Genomic DNA, 19,995 nt, shown 5'->3' with positions numbered 1-19,995 from the left:
ATTAACGCAAAAAATCCCCTGACGAGGGAAAACACTGTGCCCGAGGTGGGACTCGAACCAGACTCCTACCCTTGTAAATACTGGGCTCCCGCGGAAACATGCGGAATCCGGCCCGATCCGGCCGACATACGACCCGGTCCGATGCCCAAAGTGTGGACATTGTCCACACGCCAATTTCGCCGGTTCAAAGCTTTCAGACCAAAGACCGCGCCCCTTACGAAGGGATGCGGTTCTTCTTTGTCCTGACAGATGTTGCTCAGCTCGAATAAGATCTGCGGTTTCAAAATCAGTGAACGGCGGGACGCCACAAAAGAGCCGGACGCTCGTCCAGCCTCCTGGCCAGCTTCACGGATCTTCATGGTGGCCGCCACCTCCTTCCGCCATCCCATGACCCGACCGGCACAGACTCACATGACTGGTGAGGAAACCGCCCAACCGGCAAGCCCACGAACCCGGCGGCTATCGTCTAACGAGGTGCGTGGCAATCAGCCCAGCCCTGACTTCAAGTCAGACATCGCCGGCGCCTGCCCCCACGACGAGATCAAACGCCGCATCAGTGCTGAAGTTATGCCGGCACCCATTGACCCAAAGCATCAGAACCATCAGCGTCCACGCCGTGCGTTGTCCACGTTAAGTCACCCCTGCCACTGGAAGAGTGATTTGCATCACGCAAAACGGCCAAAGGTTAGCGCATAACGGATAGTCCGATCCTGCCGCCATCTCCAGAATTGAAGAACGTTAGTAAACAGTGACTGGAGGTGTACTTCATGTTGGTTGACAGCATGGTAAGGCGGACGACCCTTGCAAATGTGCAGGAGTCCGAGGTGGCGGCAACCGAACTCAGATCAGTCATGAGGCACTGGGCAACCGGTATCTGTGTCGTGACTACTGCTACAGCTGGGGGGCGGGCCGGACTGGTAATGAACAGTTTCGCCTCGGTCTCCCTGAATCCGGCACTGGTCTCCTGGTGCGTGGACAAGGCATCTACGAGTCTTGACATCTGGATGGAGACAGACAATTTCTCCATCCATGTCCTGGATCAGGACGACGCGCACTACGTTCCCCGGTTCGCGCAGCGAGGCGCGGCTAAGTTTGAAGGCCTGAGGACACAAGTGGGCTCTACCGGCGCCCCGGCATTGCCGGATGTGGCTGTCCGGCTGGACTGCCGGCTGTGGACCCGCTATGAGGGTGGAGACCACATCATCCTGGTGGGCCGGGTTGACCAGATAATCCAGCCGGATTCGTTCAATCCCCTGCTGTCCCAGCAGCTCCGCAAGCCCTAACTCTGAGTCTTCGTTGATTCGTTCATTTCGCAAAAGCATTTCCCAAGGACCAGAAAGAGACACCATGCATCCCATGAACAGAAAAGACCACTTCAAGCTGGGGCTATTCTCGGCAAACTGCTCCGGCGGTTTGGCCGTGACCAAGATCAAAGAACGATGGGGAGCCACCTGGGAAGAGAATCTCAGAATGGCCCGCATCGCCGACAAGGCGGGAATCGACTTTCTGCTGCCCATCGCACGGTGGATCGGGTACAAGGGGGACACGAACTTTCACGGTTCTGTGCTTGAACCCATTCCGTGGGCTGCTGCGCTGCTGGCATCCACGGAGCGGATATCCGTTTTTTCAACCGTTCACACGGCGTTCAACCACCCATTGGTGACTGCGAAGCAGATTGCCACCCTGGACGCGATCGGTGGCGGCCGTGCCGGCTTGAACATCGTGGCAGGTTGGAATCAGCCGGAATACGAAACAATGGGCGTGGATATGGCTGACGCCCACGATGACCGCTACGGCTTCGCCCAGGAGTGGTGGGACGTGGTGCGTCAAGCGTGGGAGCGCGACGAAATCTTTGACTTTGACGGCAAGTTCTTCTCACTCAAGCATGTTGAATCCTTGCCTAAGCCTTTGGGCGGGAGGGTACCGATCCTGAATGCCGGGTCGTCTGCGCAGGGACGGAACTTCGCCGGCCGGAATTCGGACTTCGTGTTCACCATCGTGGGCGGCCCGGAAGACGGGGAGGCTGTTGTTCGCACTGTGAAGAGCCAGGCTATGGAGCAACACCAGCGGGACGTCGGCGTGCTGACGCTGAGCCACGTGGTTTGCCGGCCCAGCCGCCAGGAAGCTACGGATTACCTGCAGTACTACGCCGAGGAAAACGCCGACTGGGGTGCCGTTGACTACCTCATGAATCTGCAGGGACTCCACGCGGAGTCCTTCACCAAGGAAATGCTGACCACGATGCGATCCCGGTTTGCAGCCGGTCACGGCTCCTGCCCACTGATCGGGACCCCGGACGATGTCGCTGCGGAAATTGCCAGGTTTGCCAAAGCGGGTTTCGATGGCATGACTTTGGCTTTCGTAGACTACGCGGGCGAGCTTGAGTACTTCGCACAGGAAGTACTTCCACGGCTGGTGCGGCTGGGCGTACGGCAGCCATCGCTCGCAAGTGTATAGAGATAGTCTCGCTATCGTCAAAATATTTCTATACATTGCCGGCGGCCGGAACTAAAATGTAAGTCTAAGGCTTGAGAGAGGACTCTGCATGCGCTCTACCAGCGGCACAGCTGTTCCTTCGTCTGAGCCTCCGGGGCACCCCCTCGCGGGACATCCACTGACGCGAAGCACCTCTGCGGTCGTCGTCCGGGATTCCGTCAACAGCCTGACCGCTGAGGAGCACTTGCTAGTCCCTCACGCGGGAAGAAACATCGACGGAACGGTCAACGGGCTCCATGTCGGTGCCGTCAGCTTGGTCTTCGTGGCTTACGGCACCGGCGTGACAATTGTAAGTCCGCCCTCGGGCCGCAGGGCACTACTGGTCATTCCGCAGGGCCCCATGCTCGTGGAGTCCTGCGGTAACCAGTGGGTGGCCAGCACCCCGTTCGCACTGAGCTCACACCATCAGACCAAGATGGTCCCGGACCCGGTTCACGGAGCAGTGGTCGGCGGAGTGGACGCTGAAGTACTTGAAGGCTATCTGGCAGCAACGCTCAACCGGGTTCTGGTCAAGCCCATATCCCTCTCCAGCGACGTTCCGCTCCAGCTCAGCAGTCCACTTATGGTGACGCACACCTGGCTGGACGCCTGCCGTCAACTGGACCAGGGCCTCCCGCCAGAGTCGACGCAATGGCTCGAGAACGTTCTGTTAGCCACGATGTCAGCGGGCCTGGCTCCTTTTCTGGAGCCGTCCTTCGCCCCGCTGCCGAGCAAAGGTATTCCGGCGTACGTGGAGCTGGCGTGCCGCTACTTTGAGCAGAACCTCAGTGGAAATATCAGAATCGACGACGTAGCTTCCGCCGTCGGCATCAGTACGAGGCAGCTGCATTCGGCCTTTAAAGACCATATTGGACTGAGCCCCGCCCAGGTTCTGCGCGACATGAGACTGGCAAGGGCGCGGCAGAAACTGGAGACTCTGGGCCCATCAATGAGAATTACCGTGGCGGGAGCCGCCACCGATGCCGGGTTCTCACACCTTGGCAGATTTTCCGCCTACTACACCGAGAAATATCAGGAATCACCCTCTGCGACCGTCCAAAGACTACGCGGTCTAACGAAGACCGCCATTACAAATTAACTGGGAGACGGACCTGAACGAACGTCCGTTGCGCAGTCGGCAGCGGCCTGTTTCTAGACACAATCGGTGGAAGCTCCGCCGAGCGGGCCGCTCCCTGCAGCTTTAATCGCGCCTAATAACGCAAATTAGCGCCATACAGAAATGGGCCACCGCGCGGTTAACAAAGCCACGAATAGCAGCAGTGAACCATGCCTGATGGTGAATGACAAAGCCATTGAGCGAAAACGCTCACCGACGTGCATTGCTCCAGACCATGAAGTGTTCACGGTGATCAACGCTTTCGTCTCCATGGGGACAGATGCATCCCGCATACCCGGGCCCCGGGCTTGATTTCTTCCATTCTGGGCATAACTGAGTTCTGCTCCGTCACCGGAGATCCTGGGACGAATTGAACCAGTTTGGATCCTTGGTCCCCCGGTGCGGCTTCAGCTGGGAGAGGGCTTCGAGTGCTCTGCCAGGGGGCCGGGTCTGCCTTAGGGTCCCTTCGGGAGCACAGTTCGTTCCACGCAACATGCCCGCACAGGTAGTGCCGGTGTTCCTTGGGTTATAAGGAATACCGGCACTACTGGCCCGCGCAATGCTGGGCAGGAGAATTACCTTGGCGGCAACTCGGCCTGCCGTCTTCTATGGTTTTGTGCGTCTTGGCACGGCGAAGACGACAATCGCGCCAATGACGGCGAACACGGCGAACATATAGAAGTTCACCTGCCAGCCGAATGCCAGACTGGCGATGAAGCCGCCGATGAGCGGGCCACAGATGGCGCCGATTCTGCCTACTCCCAGGGACCAGCTCAATGCCGTGGCGCTAAGCGACTGCGGGTAGTGGGTGGCGCAGTAGCCTCCGACCAGGATCTGGGTGCCAACGGAGCCGAGCCCGGCGAAGGCAACAATGACCAGGAGGATGGCCAGGGGCAACTGCAGGCTTAGCATCAGGATGGCCACGAACGCGAGGATAAATGAGCCGGTGACGACACGTTTGATACCTATCCGATCGGCCAGTGCGGAGGCGCTGATGGAGCCAACGATTGCTCCGGCGTTGAGTACCAGAAGGAACGTCAAGGCGTCGCCGAGGTTGAAGCCGGCTTGCCGCATGATTTGCGGCAGCCACGTGTTGAGGCCGTAGACCAGGAGCAGTCCGCAAAAATTCGCCAGTGCAAAAAGGATAGTGGAGCCCAGCCATTTGCGGGTGAAGATTGCCTTGAGGCTGGAGTTGGTGCCGGCTGGGTCGGCCGGCAGGTCTTCGGAGGAAACAATGTCCGTGTAGATCAGGCCGAAGCGTGTTGCGGTGGCTTTTGCTTCATCGAGGCGTCCTTTGCGGGCGAGGTAGGCAACGGACTCTGGCATCAGTTTCCATGCTGCCGGCAGCAGTGTAACGAGCGGGAGGGCTCCAATTGCGTACATCCAGCGGAAATCGATCTGCTGCAGAAGGTTGATTGCCAGCAGGGACGCCCCCACGCCGCCGACTGAGTATCCACTGAACATGACGGCGTTGGCGATTTGGCGCCGCTCCTTCCGGGCGTACTCGACCGTCAAAGCGATGCAGGTCGGGACTACGCCACCCAGCCCCAGGCCTGTCAAAAATCGCAAAGCTCCGAACACCTCGGCGGACGGGGCAAAGGCAGTCAGCAGCATGCAGATGGAGAACCAAGCGATGCTCGTGAGCATGATCCGCCTACGTCCGAGCCGGTCGGTCAAGATCCCGACCGAGAGCGTTCCGATGAGCATCCCGACGAGCGCCAGACTGCCTATCATTCCCGCCTGTGCCGTGGTGAGGCCCCAGTCCTCGTATTTGAGAATGGACGGAACCGTGGATCCGAAGACAACAAGGTCGTAGCCATCAAAAACAATAGTCATAAAGCAGAGGAGGAGGACAGGACGCCCCTTCCATGCGGTTAAGGCAGCGGTGCGTAATTCCGTCGGCAATGACTGCGTCATGGGCATACCTCTCGTTCCGGATGCGGGAAGGGGCTGTGATGGGGATCACGGTGCACCCAACAGTGTCACACTTCCGTTGCGATAGTAAAGAAGACGCCATGAACTATTTGTGACCGACGTCATGAAACCGCAATCCGGAGAGTTGGCGCGACTACACGGCATAAGTACCAGTGGACTTGTCCGCCGCGATACAGGTTTGAGGGAGGGGGCCGGGATTGCCCTGGCTGCCCGCTTCAGAACTGTGGCGGCATGCAGAACGCCGAGGCCGGTGCAGCGCCGTTCCCCGTTCCGGGCGGCTACCGCCGGAGGGTTTCCGAGGGCAGTTCCCCGAAAGCGGTCAGGTATGAGGAGGAGAAACGCCCTGGATGTGCAAAGCCGCAGCGTGCGGCTATGGCAATCACGGTGTCTTCACCGGGCTCTGCCTTAAGAAGTATTTCTCTGGCACGGTTTAGCCGGGCCTTTCTCAACAGCTCTGAGGGCGTGGCCCCGAACTCGGAACGTAAGGCTGTTTGCAGGGTTCGAATGGACACCCCGAGGGATTCGGCCATATCGGATACGGCCAGCTCCTCGGAAGCATGACGGTCCAGGAGTTCACGGAACCGTCTGATCAGGCTGCGTTCAGGCTCCGCTGCCCTGGCTCCGTCTGTTTCCGAAGTCTTATCTGTAGCGACGAGCAGACGGGACAGCATGCTATCCACAAGAAGCCGGTGCATATAGGGAGGGGCCCCGGTTGATCCCGTAATCATGTCCTCGTGAAGTTCGATCACGGATCTTAGGAAGGCCCTGCCTGAAGAGCTGCCGAGGTCCAACGAATACCCCAGATCAACGTTTTCCAAGGCAGTGCCTCCGTAGAGTTTTTCGGCCACTCCCGCAAGCGCGGGGCGGCTGGCATAGATGATCAGGTGAGGTGTGCCGCGATCCCAGACCATCGAAAAGGGGCGCTCCATTGGCGGTATCGTGGCGATCCTCGGGCTGGATTCGACGACACTGGGGCCGACTTGCATGACTGCGCGGCCGGCCAGCGGCACCTGGACCAGTATGAAATTATCCAGGCCCTCCGGATCTATCCGGACTTCGGTTCCGTAGTCAAGGAATTCGATGCCGACATCGCCGCGGTGCAACGACCGGAGTTTCATGTCCAGGGAACGTCCGGGGCCTTGGGGCAAGAGTCTGTGCCGACAGAACAGCTCAGCGATCATCGCGTGGGCGTTGTCAACGTCCGATGTGGCTTGCGTGGGACTTCCCCGGAGAACATCACGAGGGAGAATCCGGTCCATTTGACGCCTCCAGTTGCCCGTTTTTCGCTTTTTGGATGTTCCCTGCGCGGACCGGCTATACAGGGCTGCGCCGGCTGGCTACATTCAATATCAGTACAAGTATGACGCACGTCATACATACGCAACAGGGACGTTCCGTACGGACCCGAAGTTGAAAGGTTTGGTCATGCCCGAACTTGCCGGCAGAACCGCCATCGTCACGGGCGGAGTAACCAAAATAGGACAGGGTGTCGTTGCCGCCCTGCGTGACGCCGGGGCGACCGTAATCGTCGCGGACATTGACCCCGACGGCGTAGCGAAGCTGAAGTCACTCGGTGATGGCATCCACTTCACGCACACCGACATCACTGATGACGCCGCCCTGTCCAGGCTCGTCGACGGAACCGTGACCGACCACGGTGGCCTGGACATCCTGGTTAATCTTGCTTGTACCTACACGGACGATGGTGCCAACTCGGGCAGGGATGACTGGTTGCAGGCACTCAACGTCAACCTGGTCAGCGCCGTTATGGCAAGCAGGGCGGCCCGGCCACACCTCAAAGCGTCCAAGCACGGTGCCATCGTTAATTTCACCTCGATCTCCAGCTCCATCGCCCAGACCGGACGTTGGCTCTACCCGGCCAGCAAGGCTGCCCTCGTCCAGATAACCCGGAGCATGGCTGTCGACTTTGCTGCCGACGGTATCCGGGTGAATTCGGTCAGCCCAGGCTGGATCTGGAGCAACATCATGGACACGCTCAGCCACGGAAATCTTGATAAGACGGACGCGGTGGCTGCTCCGTTCCACGCCCTCAAGAGGGCTGGCCGGCCCGAGGAGGTCGGCGACGTCGTTGCCTTCCTCGCCAGTGACCGGGCCAGCTTCGTCACCGGCGCAGACTGGGCCGTGGACGGCGGCTACTCCGCGCTCGGCCCGGAACGCGCCGAAGAAACCATTCCCCTGCTCGCAGCCGAATAACCTAAGGACAAGGCAAAGAATCATGACACAGCGCCACATCACCATCGTCGGAGCGGGCCAGTCAGGTCTGCAGTTGGGAATCGGGCTCCTTGCCGCCGGCTACCAAGTGACGACAGTATCCAACCGCACGGCCGAAGAAATTCACGACGGCAAAGTCTCTTCCAGCCAGTGCATGTTCTACGACTCCCTTGAGCACGAAAGGCAGCTGGGGCTGGATTTCTGGTCCGACGCTCCACAGGTCGAGGGAATCTCCTTCACTGTCCCCCACCCGGAACTGCCCGGCGAAAAGGCCATCAGCTGGGCTTCCCGCCTGGACAACCCTGCGCAGTCAATAGACCAACGCGTCAAATTTCCGACGTTCATGGAGGAGTTTGTCGCACGGGGAGGCGAACTGATCTTCGAAGACGCCGGCATCGAAGACCTTGAGCGGTACACCCAGAATTCCGACCTTGTCATCGTTGCCGCCGGCAAGGGCGAGATCGCCCAGCTCTTCACCCGGGATGCCGTGCGCAGCACGTATGACGCACCGCAGCGCGCCTTGGCACTGACGTACGTGAACGGGCTGGCACCGAGGGCCGAATTTTCCGCTGTTTCCTTCAACGTGATCCCGGGGGTTGGCGAGTACTTCGTCTTTCCCGCCCTGACCACGACAGGGCCCTGCGAAATCATGGTCTTCGAAGGCGTCCCCGGCGGTCCCATGGACTGCTGGAAGGGTCTCACGGCGGACGAGCACTTGCAGACCTCCAAGGACATCCTCAACAAGTACCTGCCGTGGGAGGCCGCCCGTGCAACTGACGTGGAAATGACTGACAAAAACGGCTTCCTCCAGGGCCGGTTCCCTCCCACGGTCCGCCATCCCATTGCTACTCTGCCCAGCGGCCGAAACGTTCTTGGGCTGGCCGACGTCGTGGTCCTAAACGATCCGATCACTGGCCAAGGATCCAACAACGCCAGCAAATGCGCAGCCTCATACCTGCAGAGCATTCTCGAACAGGGCGACGACGCCTTCGACGCGGCCTTCATGCAGGCCACTTTCGAACGGTACTGGAAGTACGCCCAGCACGTTGCCCAATGGACTAACGCCCTCTTGGCTCCCCCGCAGCCGCACATGCTCGAGGTTCTGGGCGCAGCCGGTCAGTCCCCGGAGATCGCCCACCGCTTTGCCAACGGATTCAACAACCCGCCGGACTTCCAGGAGTGGTTCATGTACCCGGACAAGGCAGCCGCATATCTCGCCTTGGTCAGCGCCAATGCTTCATAACCGCAGTCTCCCTGCTATGTCCAGCTCACGGCATTATATAGTCACGAAAGAAGTTTGAAATGCGTAAAATCGCAATCATCGGCGCCGGTGAATCGGGCGCCCAGCTCGCTCTGGGGCTCCAGCGCGAGGGCTACGCGATCACACTCTTCTCCGACCGCTCGGCCGCACAAATCCGCACAGGCAAGGTTATGTCGAGCCAGTGCATGTTTGGCACAGCCCTGGCGGCGGAGGAACAGCTGAGCCCTGCGCTTACCGGTATCTACGAGAGCGGCGCGGTCCCCGCAATCAACCGCATCAGCATGCGGGTGTCCGGGGAATCACCCGAAGCTCCAATGGAGTGGGAGGCATCGCTGGACACCCCCGCGCATTCCATCGACCAGCGCATCAAGAGCGCCGCCTGGATTGAGACGTTTATCTCAGCGGGCGGGGACTTCCGCATTGAGAAGGTCTCGGCCCGGATGCTCGAGGAACTTACGCGCGACTATGAGCTCGTCGTGGTAAGTACAGGGAAAGGCGAGCTTGGCCAGGTCTTTCCCCGGGACAAATCAAAGTCCCCGTTTGACCGGCCCCAGAGAGTCCTCGCGCTGAATTACGTAACCGCGGGGAATCAGCTCCCGGGTGCGTCTCAGGACAGCGCTGACGGCATCCGCATGTCGATGGTGCCAGGCGTCGGAGAGTTCTTCACTTTCCCGGGCCTCACGGTGTCCGGCCCCTGTCAGATGATGGTCTTTGAAGGCGTCGTGGGAGGTCCGATGGACTGCTGGTCCGATGTCACCACGCCGCAGGATCAGCTGGAGCGTTCCCTTGAGATTCTCCGTGAATACTTTCCCCATGAATCCGAAAACTTCGCGGGGGCCAGTCTGACGGACGAGGGGGCCACCCTCCTTGGCCGTATCACGCCGACGGTCCGGTCCGCGGTGGGTCAGCTGGCCAATGGCGGCCTGGTATTTGGCGTTGGGGACGCTGTCGTCCTGAATGACCCGCTGACCGGGCAAGGATCGAATAACGCGACCATGGCCGCCCGGTACTACTTGGACGCCATACTCCGCAGGGGAAACGAGTCATTTGACCAGGCGTGGATGGAACGAACGTTCGACGAATTCTGGCGGGGCTGGGGACAGTGGGCCGTGGCCTGGACCAACGACATGCTCAAGCCCCGGCGGGAACACCAGCTGGCCATTTTCAGCGATGCAGTGGAGCACCCGGCTCTGGCCGCCAGTGTCGTCAACGGCTTCGATGACCCGCGGACGTTCTTCCCCTGGTGGTTCGACTCTGCCGCTGCCGCCGAATTCGTACAGGCCAAGAAGGAAGAAGACTCTGCAGCCTTTGATATCCGGGATTTCAGAGCGGCACTTGGACAATTCGCAACAGGTGTCACCGTCATCACCACCCGGGCACCGGACGGACGGAAAGTCGGCATGACAGCAAATTCCTTCACGTCCGTTTCCATGGAACCGCCTCTGGTCCTCTGGTGCCCCAGCAAAAGGGCACCCAGCCTGGTCGATTTTGAGGAATCGACCCATTTCGCTATCAATGTCCTGGCCAGCGACCAACACGTGCTGTCACGGCAGTTCGCGACGCCCTCCGAGGACAAGTTCGCAGGGGCGGAAGTAGTAGAGGGTATTGCTGGTGTCCCTGTCCTGAAGGGTGCCGTTGCCACGTTCCAATGCAGGACCGTCGCACGCCATGACGCAGGAGACCACGTGATCTATATCGGCGAGGTTGAGAAGTACGAGGGCACGGGAGGGGCGCCGCTGGTCTTCCACAGCGGCAAGTACCATGCGACTGCCAGCCACCCGGACTTCTGACAGGACTGACCAAGACATGGAAGCACCGGAAGAAATCGCAATAATCGGCTCCGGCATCAACTCATTGGTCGCGGCGGCTGAACTCGCTCTGGCCGGCAAGCGGGTATGCATCGTCGAACGCAGGGACCGTCTGGGCGGGTTCATCCATTCCTCGGAAAGGACCCTTCCGGGCTTCATTCATGACACGTTCTCGTCCTGGCATCCCCTCTTTGTTTCCGGAGCAGCGTACAAAGTGCTTGGTCAGGAACTCCATGCACGTGGCTTGGAGTACTGCAATTCGGAGAGCGCCGTCACGGCAAGCGTGGCTGCGGCTCCCGGTACAGGTGAACACCGGGTGGTCATTGCCTACCGGGATCCGCAGCTCACCGCTTCAACGCTGAAAACACCCGGTGACAATGAGGCCTACCAGGCGATGCTGGCGGACTTGGGCCGGAATGCTGACACCATTTTCGGGGCATTCGGCGCAGAACTCCGCTCGCTCAAGGAAGTCGCTAGAATTGCCTTTAGTGCCCTCCGAAGAGGGAAGATCAAAGGCAATGAGGCCTTCCTGCGCGACTCGGTAATGAGCGGTCGCAACTACCTCCGGAGCCGATTTCGAGGGTGGGAAACCGACCAGCTCTGGTCCCCATGGCTGCTCCACGCGGGCCTTGGCCCCGACCAGGCCACCGGTGGTGTGATGCTGCCGGTCATGGCCATGAGCATGCACACCTTCGGACTTCCTGTTGTGAAAGGCGGCTCTTCGAACATTGTCAGTGCGTTCGAGTCCCTGCTGAAGGACAGCGGCGCGCGCATCATGCTGGATACCGACGTGGAGAAGATCCTCGTCAACGCCGGAAGAGTCGTGGGCCTTCAGACATCCCAAGGGACAGTGAACGCCGGGACTGTCTTGGCCAACGTATCCCCGCAGGCTTTGTACGGAAATCTGCTCGATGAAGCACCACCTCAGGCGGTATCCGCCGCTGAGCGGTACCAGAACGGCCGCGGGGCCATGCAGATTCATCTTGCCCTGGACAAACCAGTCGAATGGCTGGATTCGAGGCTGAACTCCGTCCCATTGGTTCATCTGAGCAGCGGTTCAGACAGCACAGGCGTTGCCTGCGCTCAGGCAGAGGCGGGCCTCCTCCCGGCTGATCCAACAGTGGTCGTCGGTCAGCAATCGGTACTGGACTCTTCCAGAGCGCCGGAGGGCAAAGCGACGCTCTGGCTTCAACTGCAGGAGGTCCCCTTTTCCCCTGTCGGGGATGCCGCAGGCCTGCTGCCCGTCGCGGCAGGCTGGTCCGAGGATCTGAAATTGCAATTCATGGAACGCATCCTGGAGAAGCTGGAACGATTCGCGCCCGGCACCCGGACGTCTGTGCTGGCCTGGGACATCCTGGCTCCCACCGACCTGCTCCGCGAGAATGTGAATGCGGTCAAAGGCGATCCCTACGGCGGTTCGGCTGAACTCTTTCAGAACCTCCTCTGGCGTCCATTCCCCCAGGCCGCCAACCATAGGACGGCAATCAAGGGACTATGGCATATCGGCGCCTCCACCCACCCGGGTCCTGGACTGTCAGGAGGATCCGGCCACATGATTGCGCAAAAGCTCATCTGACCCACTATCCCCGCGCTGTCGGCTGCGTACTGCGATACTAGGTATGAACAGTGCGCTGCTGCACTGTCTTGAGCTGCACCCATGATGCTCTTGAGGTAATCATGCAACTAGTCCTTAGGGTCATTCTCTCCGGCTATGAGCTGACGTCCCGGCTCCTGCCGCCTAGGTCCTGTCGTGCCAACGGTTGAATTTTCGGGAACGGCGGTCCCGCCGGCGGATTTCCTTGCCGCCTACTACGAAGAGGTGCCGAGAGAAGACCGGGAACCTTACGAAACCGGGCGGCTGGAATCCCGAGCTGCTGCACACTTCCGCTCGGGCCTCACCCGCACCCCTGGTGCTGAAGCCTGGATCGGGCTGATTCCGGACAAGGACAGTACGGTTCTCGGTGTGGTCACCGATGATGCGCCGTTCATGGTGGATTCCGTGCTCGCTGAGGTAACGCGACGGGGCCTGGGCATACTTCTGGTGGTCCATCCGACCTTTTCCGTGGTCCGGGATCCCAGTGGCCGGCTCACCGCAATCAATCCAGCCACCCCGCAAGCGGAATCGCGGGTTGAGTCCTGGATCTCCGTGGAGATTGGCGATTCGCTGCGCTCCGAGAATGTTGAAGCTCTGCTGGACGGAATCCGTCGGGTGATCTCCGATGTCCGCCTGGTCGTGGCGGACTGGCAGAAGATGCGACGCAAGGCCGTCGACGTCGCCGAAGCCTTGCCTGATGTCCCTGCGGAACGGGCAGGACACGGCATTGAAATAGCGCGCAGTCTCCTGAGGTGGCTCACCAGCAACCACTTCGTCTTCATCGGATACAGGGAATACGAGCTGATTCGTGGACCGTCGGAAGATCATCTCAGGGCGGTGGAGGGAACCGGCCTGGGGATCCTCAGCCACGGCGATGCCAGACCGCGCCGGCTGACAGAGACTGCGAGGAAGTCACTCCGCCGACCCCCTGCCTTCGTCGTGACCAAGGCGAATTCGAAGTCCACTGTCCACCGGGACGCCCATCTGGACTACATCGGGATCAAGACGTACGACGCCGCAGGCGAAGTCACCGGTGAACACCGGTTTCTGGGCCTCTTTACCTCCAGTGTCTACAACGGTCCCGTTGATGACATGCCGGTTGTCGCCGACAAGATCCGGGCCGTGATTGCGCAGAGCGGCTTGGCCAGGACCAGCTACTCCGGAAGGCACCTCATATCCATCCTGGAGACCTATCCACGCGATGAACTGTTCCAGATCGGCGTCGGCGACCTGTGCCAAAAGACTTTGCAAATCATGCGTATGCAAGAGCGCAGGCGCTCCCGCGTATTCTTGCGGGCCGACAGCTATGGGCGGTTCGTTACGGCTCTCGTCTATTTGCCTCGGGACCGCTACAACACGTCCGTGCGCATCCGGGTGGAAGACGAGCTGCGCCAGGCATTCGCCGCCGTCGACGTCGAACACGAGGCGCGCGTAACGTCGTCGGCCCTGGCCCGAATCTTTTTTACCGTCTGGCTTCCCCCCGGTGAAATCCCGTCTGTTGCTGAAGCAGACCTTGAACGGCGTGTCAGCCGGGCTGTGCGGTCCTGGCCCGAAGGAGTCCTCGACGTACTCCGGGAAATCTCTCGGGGGCCGGAAGCGGAAACGCTATCCAAACGCTGGGGTGAATCTTTTCCTGCAGAGTATCGGGTCCAATACAGCGTTGAGGACGCACGGGCGGACATCACAAGGCTGGAACAGCTCGACGGCGACGGTCCTGTCTCGGCCGCGCGGCTGTACGTCGACCCCCGGCAGCCGGGGCGCCCGGAGGGGCACGGACGGATGCGCCTGTACCTCCGCGAACCGGAAAGCCTGACCCACATCCTTCCTTTCTTCGAGCACCTCGGACTGGAAGTGCTTGAGGAGCGCCCCTACGAAATTGTTGATTCGGGGTCCCGGACATTCTTTCTGTACGATCTCTCGGTTCGCTATCCAGTGGAGTCTTCCGGGCCCCAGGCTCTGGCTCTGGTCCCGGATGCATTCAGCGCCGCTCTCACCGGTCTGGCCGAGTCGGACCTGCTCGACCGCCTGGTTCTTAGCCAGGGCTTCCCATGGCGGATAGTGTCACTGCTCCGCAGCTATGCCAAGTATTGGCGTCAGCTCGGGACGTCCCATTCCTTCGATTTCATGGCTTCCACGCTGCTGGCGCATCCTTTGGTGACAAGGGAACTCGTTACGCTGTTCTCTGCCAAATTCGACCCGGATCTGTATGGCGCCGACCGCGAACGGAGAGTGCGAAAGGCCGACGCCGCGGTTTCGGAGGCCGTTTCGGCCGTGCCCACACTGGACGCTGGTTTTGTTCTGGAGACGTTGGCCTCCCTGATCCGGGCCACTGTGCGGACAAACTTCTATCAGGACAAGGAGTACATCAGCACGAAGTTCGACCCGTCCGGGATCGAAGTGCTCCCCAAGCCCCGTCCCACGCACGAAGTGTGGGTGTATTCCCCGCGGATCGAAGGGGTTCACCTTCGCTTCGGCAAGACCGCCCGCGGCGGACTCCGCTGGTCCGACCGAAAGGAAGATTTCCGGACCGAAGTCTTGGGGCTGGTCAAGGCGCAGGCCGTCAAGAACGCCGTCATCGTCCCCGACGGGGCCAAGGGCGGCTTCTACTCCAAGGCGGCCGCAGGGCTGGCTGGCCGGGAACTGCTTCTGGCAGAGGGCCAGGAGTGCTACCGAATCTTCATCCGGGGACTCCTCGACGTCACCGACAACATCCGTTTTGAGGAACGCGGCCAGTTCACCATTCCGCCGCCGCGCGTGGTGCGATATGACGGCGACGACCCGTACCTTGTCGTAGCCGCTGACAAGGGCACCGCCGCCTTCTCCGACATCGCGAACGGCGTGGCCGGAAGCTACGACTACTGGCTCGGCGATGCCTTCGCCTCCGGCGGCTCGGTGGGGTATGACCACAAACGGATGGGAATCACCGCCCGGGGTGCCTGGGAATCCGTAAGAAGTCACTTCAGCGAAACCGGCATCGACCCGCACGCTTCGGATTTCACAGCGGCCGGCATTGGAGACATGAGCGGCGACGTCTTCGGAAACGTCATGCTGTTGTCACGCCACATCCGATTAGTCGCAGCCTTCGACCATCGCCACATCTTTCTGGACCCGGAACCAGACGCCGCGGCCTCATTCGGCGAACGCCAGCGGCTCTTTAGTCTGCCGCGGTCCAGCTGGGATGACTATGACCGTTCGCTGATCAGTCCCGGAGGGGGTGTCTGGCCGCGGGATGCCCGCCGCATTCCCCTCAGCCCCCCGGCGGCAGAAGCGCTCGGTATCGACCCGGCGGTGGAGTCCATCAGCCCGCCTGACTTGTTGCGGGCCATTTTGATGGCCCCCGTTGATTTGCTCTATAACGGCGGGATCGGAACATACATCAAGGCCGCCGGAGAGGGCCATGCGAACGCCGGCGACCGGGCCAACGATGCCTTCCGCATCAACGGCAACGAGGTACGGGCCCGGGTGGTCGTCGAGGGCGGAAACCTTGGCGTCACCCAGGCAGCCAGGGTCGAAGCAGCCCTCAACGGGGTGCTGATTAACACAGACGCCATCGACAACTCAGCCGGCGTGGACTGCTCCGACCATGAAGTAAACATCAAGATCCTGCTGGCTCAAGAGATCAGGGCCGGACGGCTCCCCGCTGCGGAGAGGGCACAGTTCCTGGACGGGCTCACTGCTGAAGTCGCTGACCTGGTCCTCAGGGACAACGCTGCCCAAAATGCGCTGCTCTTAACCGAACGCAGGTGCCCTCCGGCGGCGGTCCCCAGCTATGAGCGCCTGATGCAGTTCCTCGAAGGCAAGGGCGAACTGGACCGGCAGCTGGAGGGCCTCCCGGACGCACAAACACTGGAGGAACGGATGGCTCGGGGCAAAGGTTTAACCTCGCCCGAACTGGCCGTGCTGGCGGCATACTCCAAGAACATCCTGGCGGGCGCCATCCGCTCCCACACCCTCATCAGGGATCCTTACTTCGAATCGGTGCTGCGCCGCTATTTCCCTGACCCGGTCGTAGCGAGGTTTGGTACGCAACTCAATCTGCATCCACTGCGGGACGACATCATCGCCACGGTTGTCGCCAACGAAACCGTCAATATCGGCGGCATCACAGCCGTTTTCAGGCTCATGGAAGAAACCTCCAGCGACGAGGCCGCGGCGGCCCGTGCCTTCGTTATTGCCAACGAGGTGTTCGGGCTTCGTGAACTGACCAGCGGCCTCGTCGGTCTTGGCGCGGAACTGTCAGCCGAAAAGAGGAGCCGGATCCACCTGGATATCCAGCGCGTCCTGGACATGGCCATGCGCTGGTTCATCCAACACGACCATCACCTCCCGGTAGCGGACTGCGTGCAGCTCTACCGGCCGGTCGTGGAGACCCTGCGGCGCCGACTGGCGGAGCTCCTCGTCGGCAGCGACAAGCTGGGTGTCCTGTCCCTGCTGGATGCAGCGCGTGAATGGGGAATTCCCGAGAGTATCGCCATGGCGTGGGCCGAACTCCACGAGGCCCTCGCGCTGCTCGATATCGCCCGAGTGCAGCAGGTAACGGCCAAACCCCTGGAGGTCGTCGCCCCCACCTACTTTGCAGCGCATAATCGATTCCGGATAGAGGAGGTGCTGAGCCGGATCGACAGCCTACCCAGCACCACTAAATGGCAAGCCATGGCCCGGGCGTCATTGCGGGAGGACCTGTCCACCGTTGTCCCGGAACTCACGGTCGCCGTGCTTGCGAGGGGTTCACTGGCGCCCGTCGCCGCCCAGGTTTCCGATTGGGAGGAACGCCACCACGACAGACTGCTGGCCTCCCAACGCTTGCTGGAGTCTGCTCCGGCGGGTAGCTTCGAAGCCCTGACGACGCATGTGGGGACCCTAAGAAAGGCAGCTGGGTCGTAGCGGCGTTCACTTCCGCATCATGGCGGGGAAGCTGAAGGGGACCGAACCCGGCCACGGCCGGATCCAGTCCCCTTCAGTCATGACTGAATCAGTGGCCTTGGAATGCTTCCGCCAGCCACCATGATCCCCCGTCGGAGGCGATCTTCGCATCAATGACCAACGGACGGCTCTCAGACCCGGCGTGGAACCTGGCAACCCACGCCTTTACCGGCTCCAGATCGTCAAGGGTGCGCACGGTGATGCCATCCGCGCCGAATCCCCGGGCAATGGCAGCAATGTCCGTCTCCGGAAATTTCACACTGCGAAGATCCAGGGAGTCGTCAAGCTCAGCAAAATGGTGCACTTCAGCCCCGTATGCGGCATCGTTGTAAACGATGCACACCAGGGGCAGTTTGAGGCGGACGGCTGTTTCCAATTCACTGATCCCCATCAGGAAACCGCCGTCGCCGGCGCCCAGGACGGGGACACGTTCAGGTTGGGCAATCGCAGCGCCGATGGCGGTGTATAGACCCAGCCCAATGGCTTGGAACGCCTGCGTGAAGCAAAAGCCAAACTCGTCTGGCACGGCCAGGTACTGACTCGGATAGCCCATGAAGTTTCCTGAGTCCACGGAAACAATACGGTTCGTGGGCAGGAGCGAATCAAGTTCCCGGCTGAGGACGCGCGGATCGATCAGTGTCGACGTGGACAGGTCAGCCGTGTCGACGTCCCTCCACCGCGATCCCTGCTTGATGGTCACTGCATTGGTCTCCGTGCGATACTTTTCCGCTGGAGCCGGCTGAGCGGCTTTCAACACAGCCAGCGCATCCGTAGCGGTGAGTGCAGAGTCCCCCAGGACGCCCAGCGAAATTGGCCGGTTGGCTCCCAGCGAAGCGTCCTCGACATCAACCTGGACCACCTTCGTGCCCGGGGAAATCAGCCGGCCATGCCGCATGGTCCACATGTTCAGGGTGCAGCCCCACCCGACAATCAGGTCTGCCCCGCTGATGAGCTCAGCTGTCACCGGTGACGAGAAGCCCCCGGAAATGCCCAGGTTAAAGGTTTCGCCATTGAATAGCCCGTTGGCCACCGCGGAGGTTGCCACCAGAGCTCCGGCATGCTCGGCCAAGGCGAGAAGGGCTTCCTTCGCCCCACGCCCTCCCCGTCCGGCCACAAACACGGGGCGTTCGGCCCGCTGGAGCAGGTGAACGAGGTGCTCCACTGCTGCGGGATCAGGCCGCAACCGTGTTGGTTCCTGCAGCCGGACAGAATCGAGGGTGTCCGGCGCGAAACCGCTCTGCACGTCAAGAGGGAGACTGAGGACGACGGTGCGGCGTTCGTTGACTGCGGTGCGGAACGCCCGCACGGTATCGGCCACGGCCGACTCCACGGAGTGAATCCGTTCCGCCACTGCCCCGATGCTTCGGGCAAGGGAGTCCTGATCAATCCTGAAATTCGATCGGACCGCAGCGCTTTGTGTGTCCGCGGTCAAAACAATCATCGGTGTCCGGCTCTTCGCCGCTTCCCCGATGCCCGTAATGGCATTGCTTAGGCCGCATCCCTGATGCGTGCTGACCACTCCGACTTTGCCGGACATTCGAGAATAGGCATCGGCCATGGTGGCGGCACCACCCTCATGTCGGGCAGCTGTATAGGGCACGCCGGCCTGCACGAGGATGTTCGTGACATCAAAGTTGCCGCTTCCGACAACGCCAAAGACGTGGCCCACGCCCAATTTGGCCAGAGTTTGGGCAACAAGGGTGGACACTTTTACGTTCTCGCTCATGATCCCTCCACAAGGGCATAGACGCGGGTGGGACTGCCGGTGCCTCCGACAATTGGCAAGGGGGCGACCACGAGGGTAGCTCCCACCGTGGGAAGCCTGTCCACCTGTCGAAGTGACGTCAGGCCGTACTTGTCGGCCCCAAGGAGAAATGAGTGGACGGGGAACATCGGGTCGAAAGTTGCCGCCTGGCCCGCATCGATGCCCACCGTTTCGACCCCGAACCCGCTGATGCTGGTATTGGCTGCAATCCATTGGGCGCCAGCTACGGACACCCCCGGAGTGTGCGGCCCGGCGTCATCGGCATTGACGAAGTCGGCGGCATTCCCGCCTCTGGAGGACCAGCCGGTCCGGAAGATCACCCAGCAATTGTCGGGCAACTGGCCGTGCGTTTCCTGCCACTGCTCAAAGTGCTCAGGCTCCAGCAGAAAGTCCGGATTTTCGGCCACATCGGCGCTCTTGTCGATGACGATCAGAGGTCCGATGAGGCGGTGGGGCTCTATCTGGTCAACGGATTTGCCGTTTCTGCCCGAAATCCAGTGCACGGGCGCGTCCAGGTGGGTGCCGGCATGCTCCCCAACGGTCACATCGTTCCAGGCCCACGCCGGGCCGGCGTCATCAAAGTTGCTCACGGGCGAAAGGCTGAGGCCTACGGTGTTGGCGAGGGGCTGCGGAAGATTCAGTATTGGCGTATCGCTGCTGAGCGGAGTCGTCAGGTCTATGACTTCTACGGAACCATCTGTGAGGGCTGCTGTGAGCCCGGCTAGTACAGACATTGTTCTCCTATGCGGTTTGTATTGAGTTCAAATGGACCCCTACCGGCCGTCCGGCGCCAGTTGCCACCGCGGGTCGCGAAATGGGGAATCCCCGTGGCGTATGGAGAAACGAAGCGCCTTACGGGCGTCCCGCACCACGGTGAGTAGCCTT

At 60.9% G+C, this 19,995-nt stretch carries 13 protein-coding genes; 8 read left to right on the top strand and 5 right to left on the bottom strand.

The genetic code is table 11. The features are described from left to right. Window positions 1-65: 65 nt before the first annotated feature. The gene (locus FCN77_RS10010) at window positions 66-359 is read right to left on the bottom strand and encodes a hypothetical protein (protein WP_137322157.1); all 294 of its coding nucleotides are present in this window, start codon (window positions 357-359) and stop codon (window positions 66-68) included. Between the two features lie 408 nt (window positions 360-767). On the opposite strand from FCN77_RS10010, the gene FCN77_RS10000 reads away from it, so the two are divergent. The 3 genes from FCN77_RS10000 (at window position 768) to FCN77_RS09990 (ending at window position 3,574) form a co-directional block, all read left to right on the top strand. Continuing rightward, the gene (locus FCN77_RS10000) at window positions 768-1,283 is read left to right on the top strand and encodes a flavin reductase family protein (RefSeq protein WP_137322156.1); all 516 of its coding nucleotides are present in this window, start codon (window positions 768-770) and stop codon (window positions 1,281-1,283) included. 73 nt (window positions 1,284-1,356) lie between these two features. Continuing rightward, a complete protein-coding gene (locus FCN77_RS09995) occupies window positions 1,357-2,457 on the top strand; it encodes an LLM class flavin-dependent oxidoreductase (RefSeq protein WP_254678919.1) in 1,101 nt (366 codons plus the stop codon). Window positions 2,458-2,776: 319 nt separating this feature from the next. Continuing rightward, window positions 2,777-3,574 (top strand): AraC family transcriptional regulator, encoded by a 798-nt coding sequence (locus tag FCN77_RS09990; protein ID WP_175417200.1) that lies wholly within the window; start codon window positions 2,777-2,779, stop codon window positions 3,572-3,574. A 624-nt stretch (window positions 3,575-4,198) separates the two neighbouring features. Here FCN77_RS09990 and FCN77_RS09985 read toward each other — a convergent pair. Together FCN77_RS09985 and FCN77_RS09980 are read right to left on the bottom strand one after the other, a co-directional pair. Further along, the gene (locus tag FCN77_RS09985) at window positions 4,199-5,428 is read right to left on the bottom strand and encodes an aromatic acid/H+ symport family MFS transporter (protein ID WP_137322153.1); all 1,230 of its coding nucleotides are present in this window, start codon (window positions 5,426-5,428) and stop codon (window positions 4,199-4,201) included. Window positions 5,429-5,805: 377 nt separating this feature from the next. After that, window positions 5,806-6,708, bottom strand: a complete 903-nt coding sequence (locus FCN77_RS09980; protein ID WP_254678918.1) for an AraC family transcriptional regulator — start codon at window positions 6,706-6,708, stop codon at window positions 5,806-5,808. A 244-nt stretch (window positions 6,709-6,952) separates the two neighbouring features. On the opposite strand from FCN77_RS09980, the gene FCN77_RS09975 reads away from it, so the two are divergent. The 5 genes from FCN77_RS09975 (at window position 6,953) to FCN77_RS09955 (ending at window position 17,306) form a co-directional block, all read left to right on the top strand. After that, a complete protein-coding gene (locus FCN77_RS09975; RefSeq protein ID WP_137322151.1) occupies window positions 6,953-7,741 on the top strand; it encodes an SDR family oxidoreductase in 789 nt (262 codons plus the stop codon). 22 nt (window positions 7,742-7,763) lie between these two features. After that, window positions 7,764-9,002 (top strand): styrene monooxygenase/indole monooxygenase family protein, encoded by a 1,239-nt coding sequence (locus FCN77_RS09970; protein WP_137322150.1) that lies wholly within the window; start codon window positions 7,764-7,766, stop codon window positions 9,000-9,002. A gap of 59 nt (window positions 9,003-9,061) precedes the next feature. Then, a complete protein-coding gene (locus FCN77_RS09965) occupies window positions 9,062-10,810 on the top strand; it encodes a flavin reductase (protein ID WP_137322149.1) in 1,749 nt (582 codons plus the stop codon). 16 nt (window positions 10,811-10,826) lie between these two features. After that, window positions 10,827-12,404, top strand: a complete 1,578-nt coding sequence (locus FCN77_RS09960; RefSeq protein WP_137322148.1) for an NAD(P)/FAD-dependent oxidoreductase — start codon at window positions 10,827-10,829, stop codon at window positions 12,402-12,404. A gap of 174 nt (window positions 12,405-12,578) precedes the next feature. Beyond that, window positions 12,579-17,306 carry an NAD-glutamate dehydrogenase gene (locus FCN77_RS09955; RefSeq protein WP_137322147.1) on the top strand — a complete coding sequence of 1,576 codons (4,728 nt, stop codon included), beginning with the start codon at window positions 12,579-12,581 and terminating at the stop codon, window positions 17,304-17,306. Between the two features lie 88 nt (window positions 17,307-17,394). Here FCN77_RS09955 and FCN77_RS09950 read toward each other — a convergent pair whose 3' ends face one another. Both FCN77_RS09950 and FCN77_RS09945 read right to left on the bottom strand, forming a co-directional pair. Then, entirely contained in the window at window positions 17,395-19,071 is a 1,677-nt protein-coding gene (locus FCN77_RS09950; RefSeq protein ID WP_137322146.1) for a thiamine pyrophosphate-binding protein, read from the bottom strand. Beyond that, window positions 19,068-19,844, bottom strand: a complete 777-nt coding sequence (locus tag FCN77_RS09945; protein WP_137322145.1) for a cyclase family protein — start codon at window positions 19,842-19,844, stop codon at window positions 19,068-19,070. The genes FCN77_RS09950 and FCN77_RS09945 overlap by 4 nt, the downstream gene beginning before the upstream one ends. Window positions 19,845-19,995 lie beyond the last annotated feature (151 nt).

The organism is Arthrobacter sp. 24S4-2 (genome assembly GCF_005280255.1).
In the GTDB taxonomy this organism is placed as follows: Bacteria; Actinomycetota; Actinomycetes; order Actinomycetales; family Micrococcaceae; genus Arthrobacter.
Note: the sequence above shows the minus strand (reverse complement) of the source record. Positions and strands in the feature narration are given on the sequence as shown.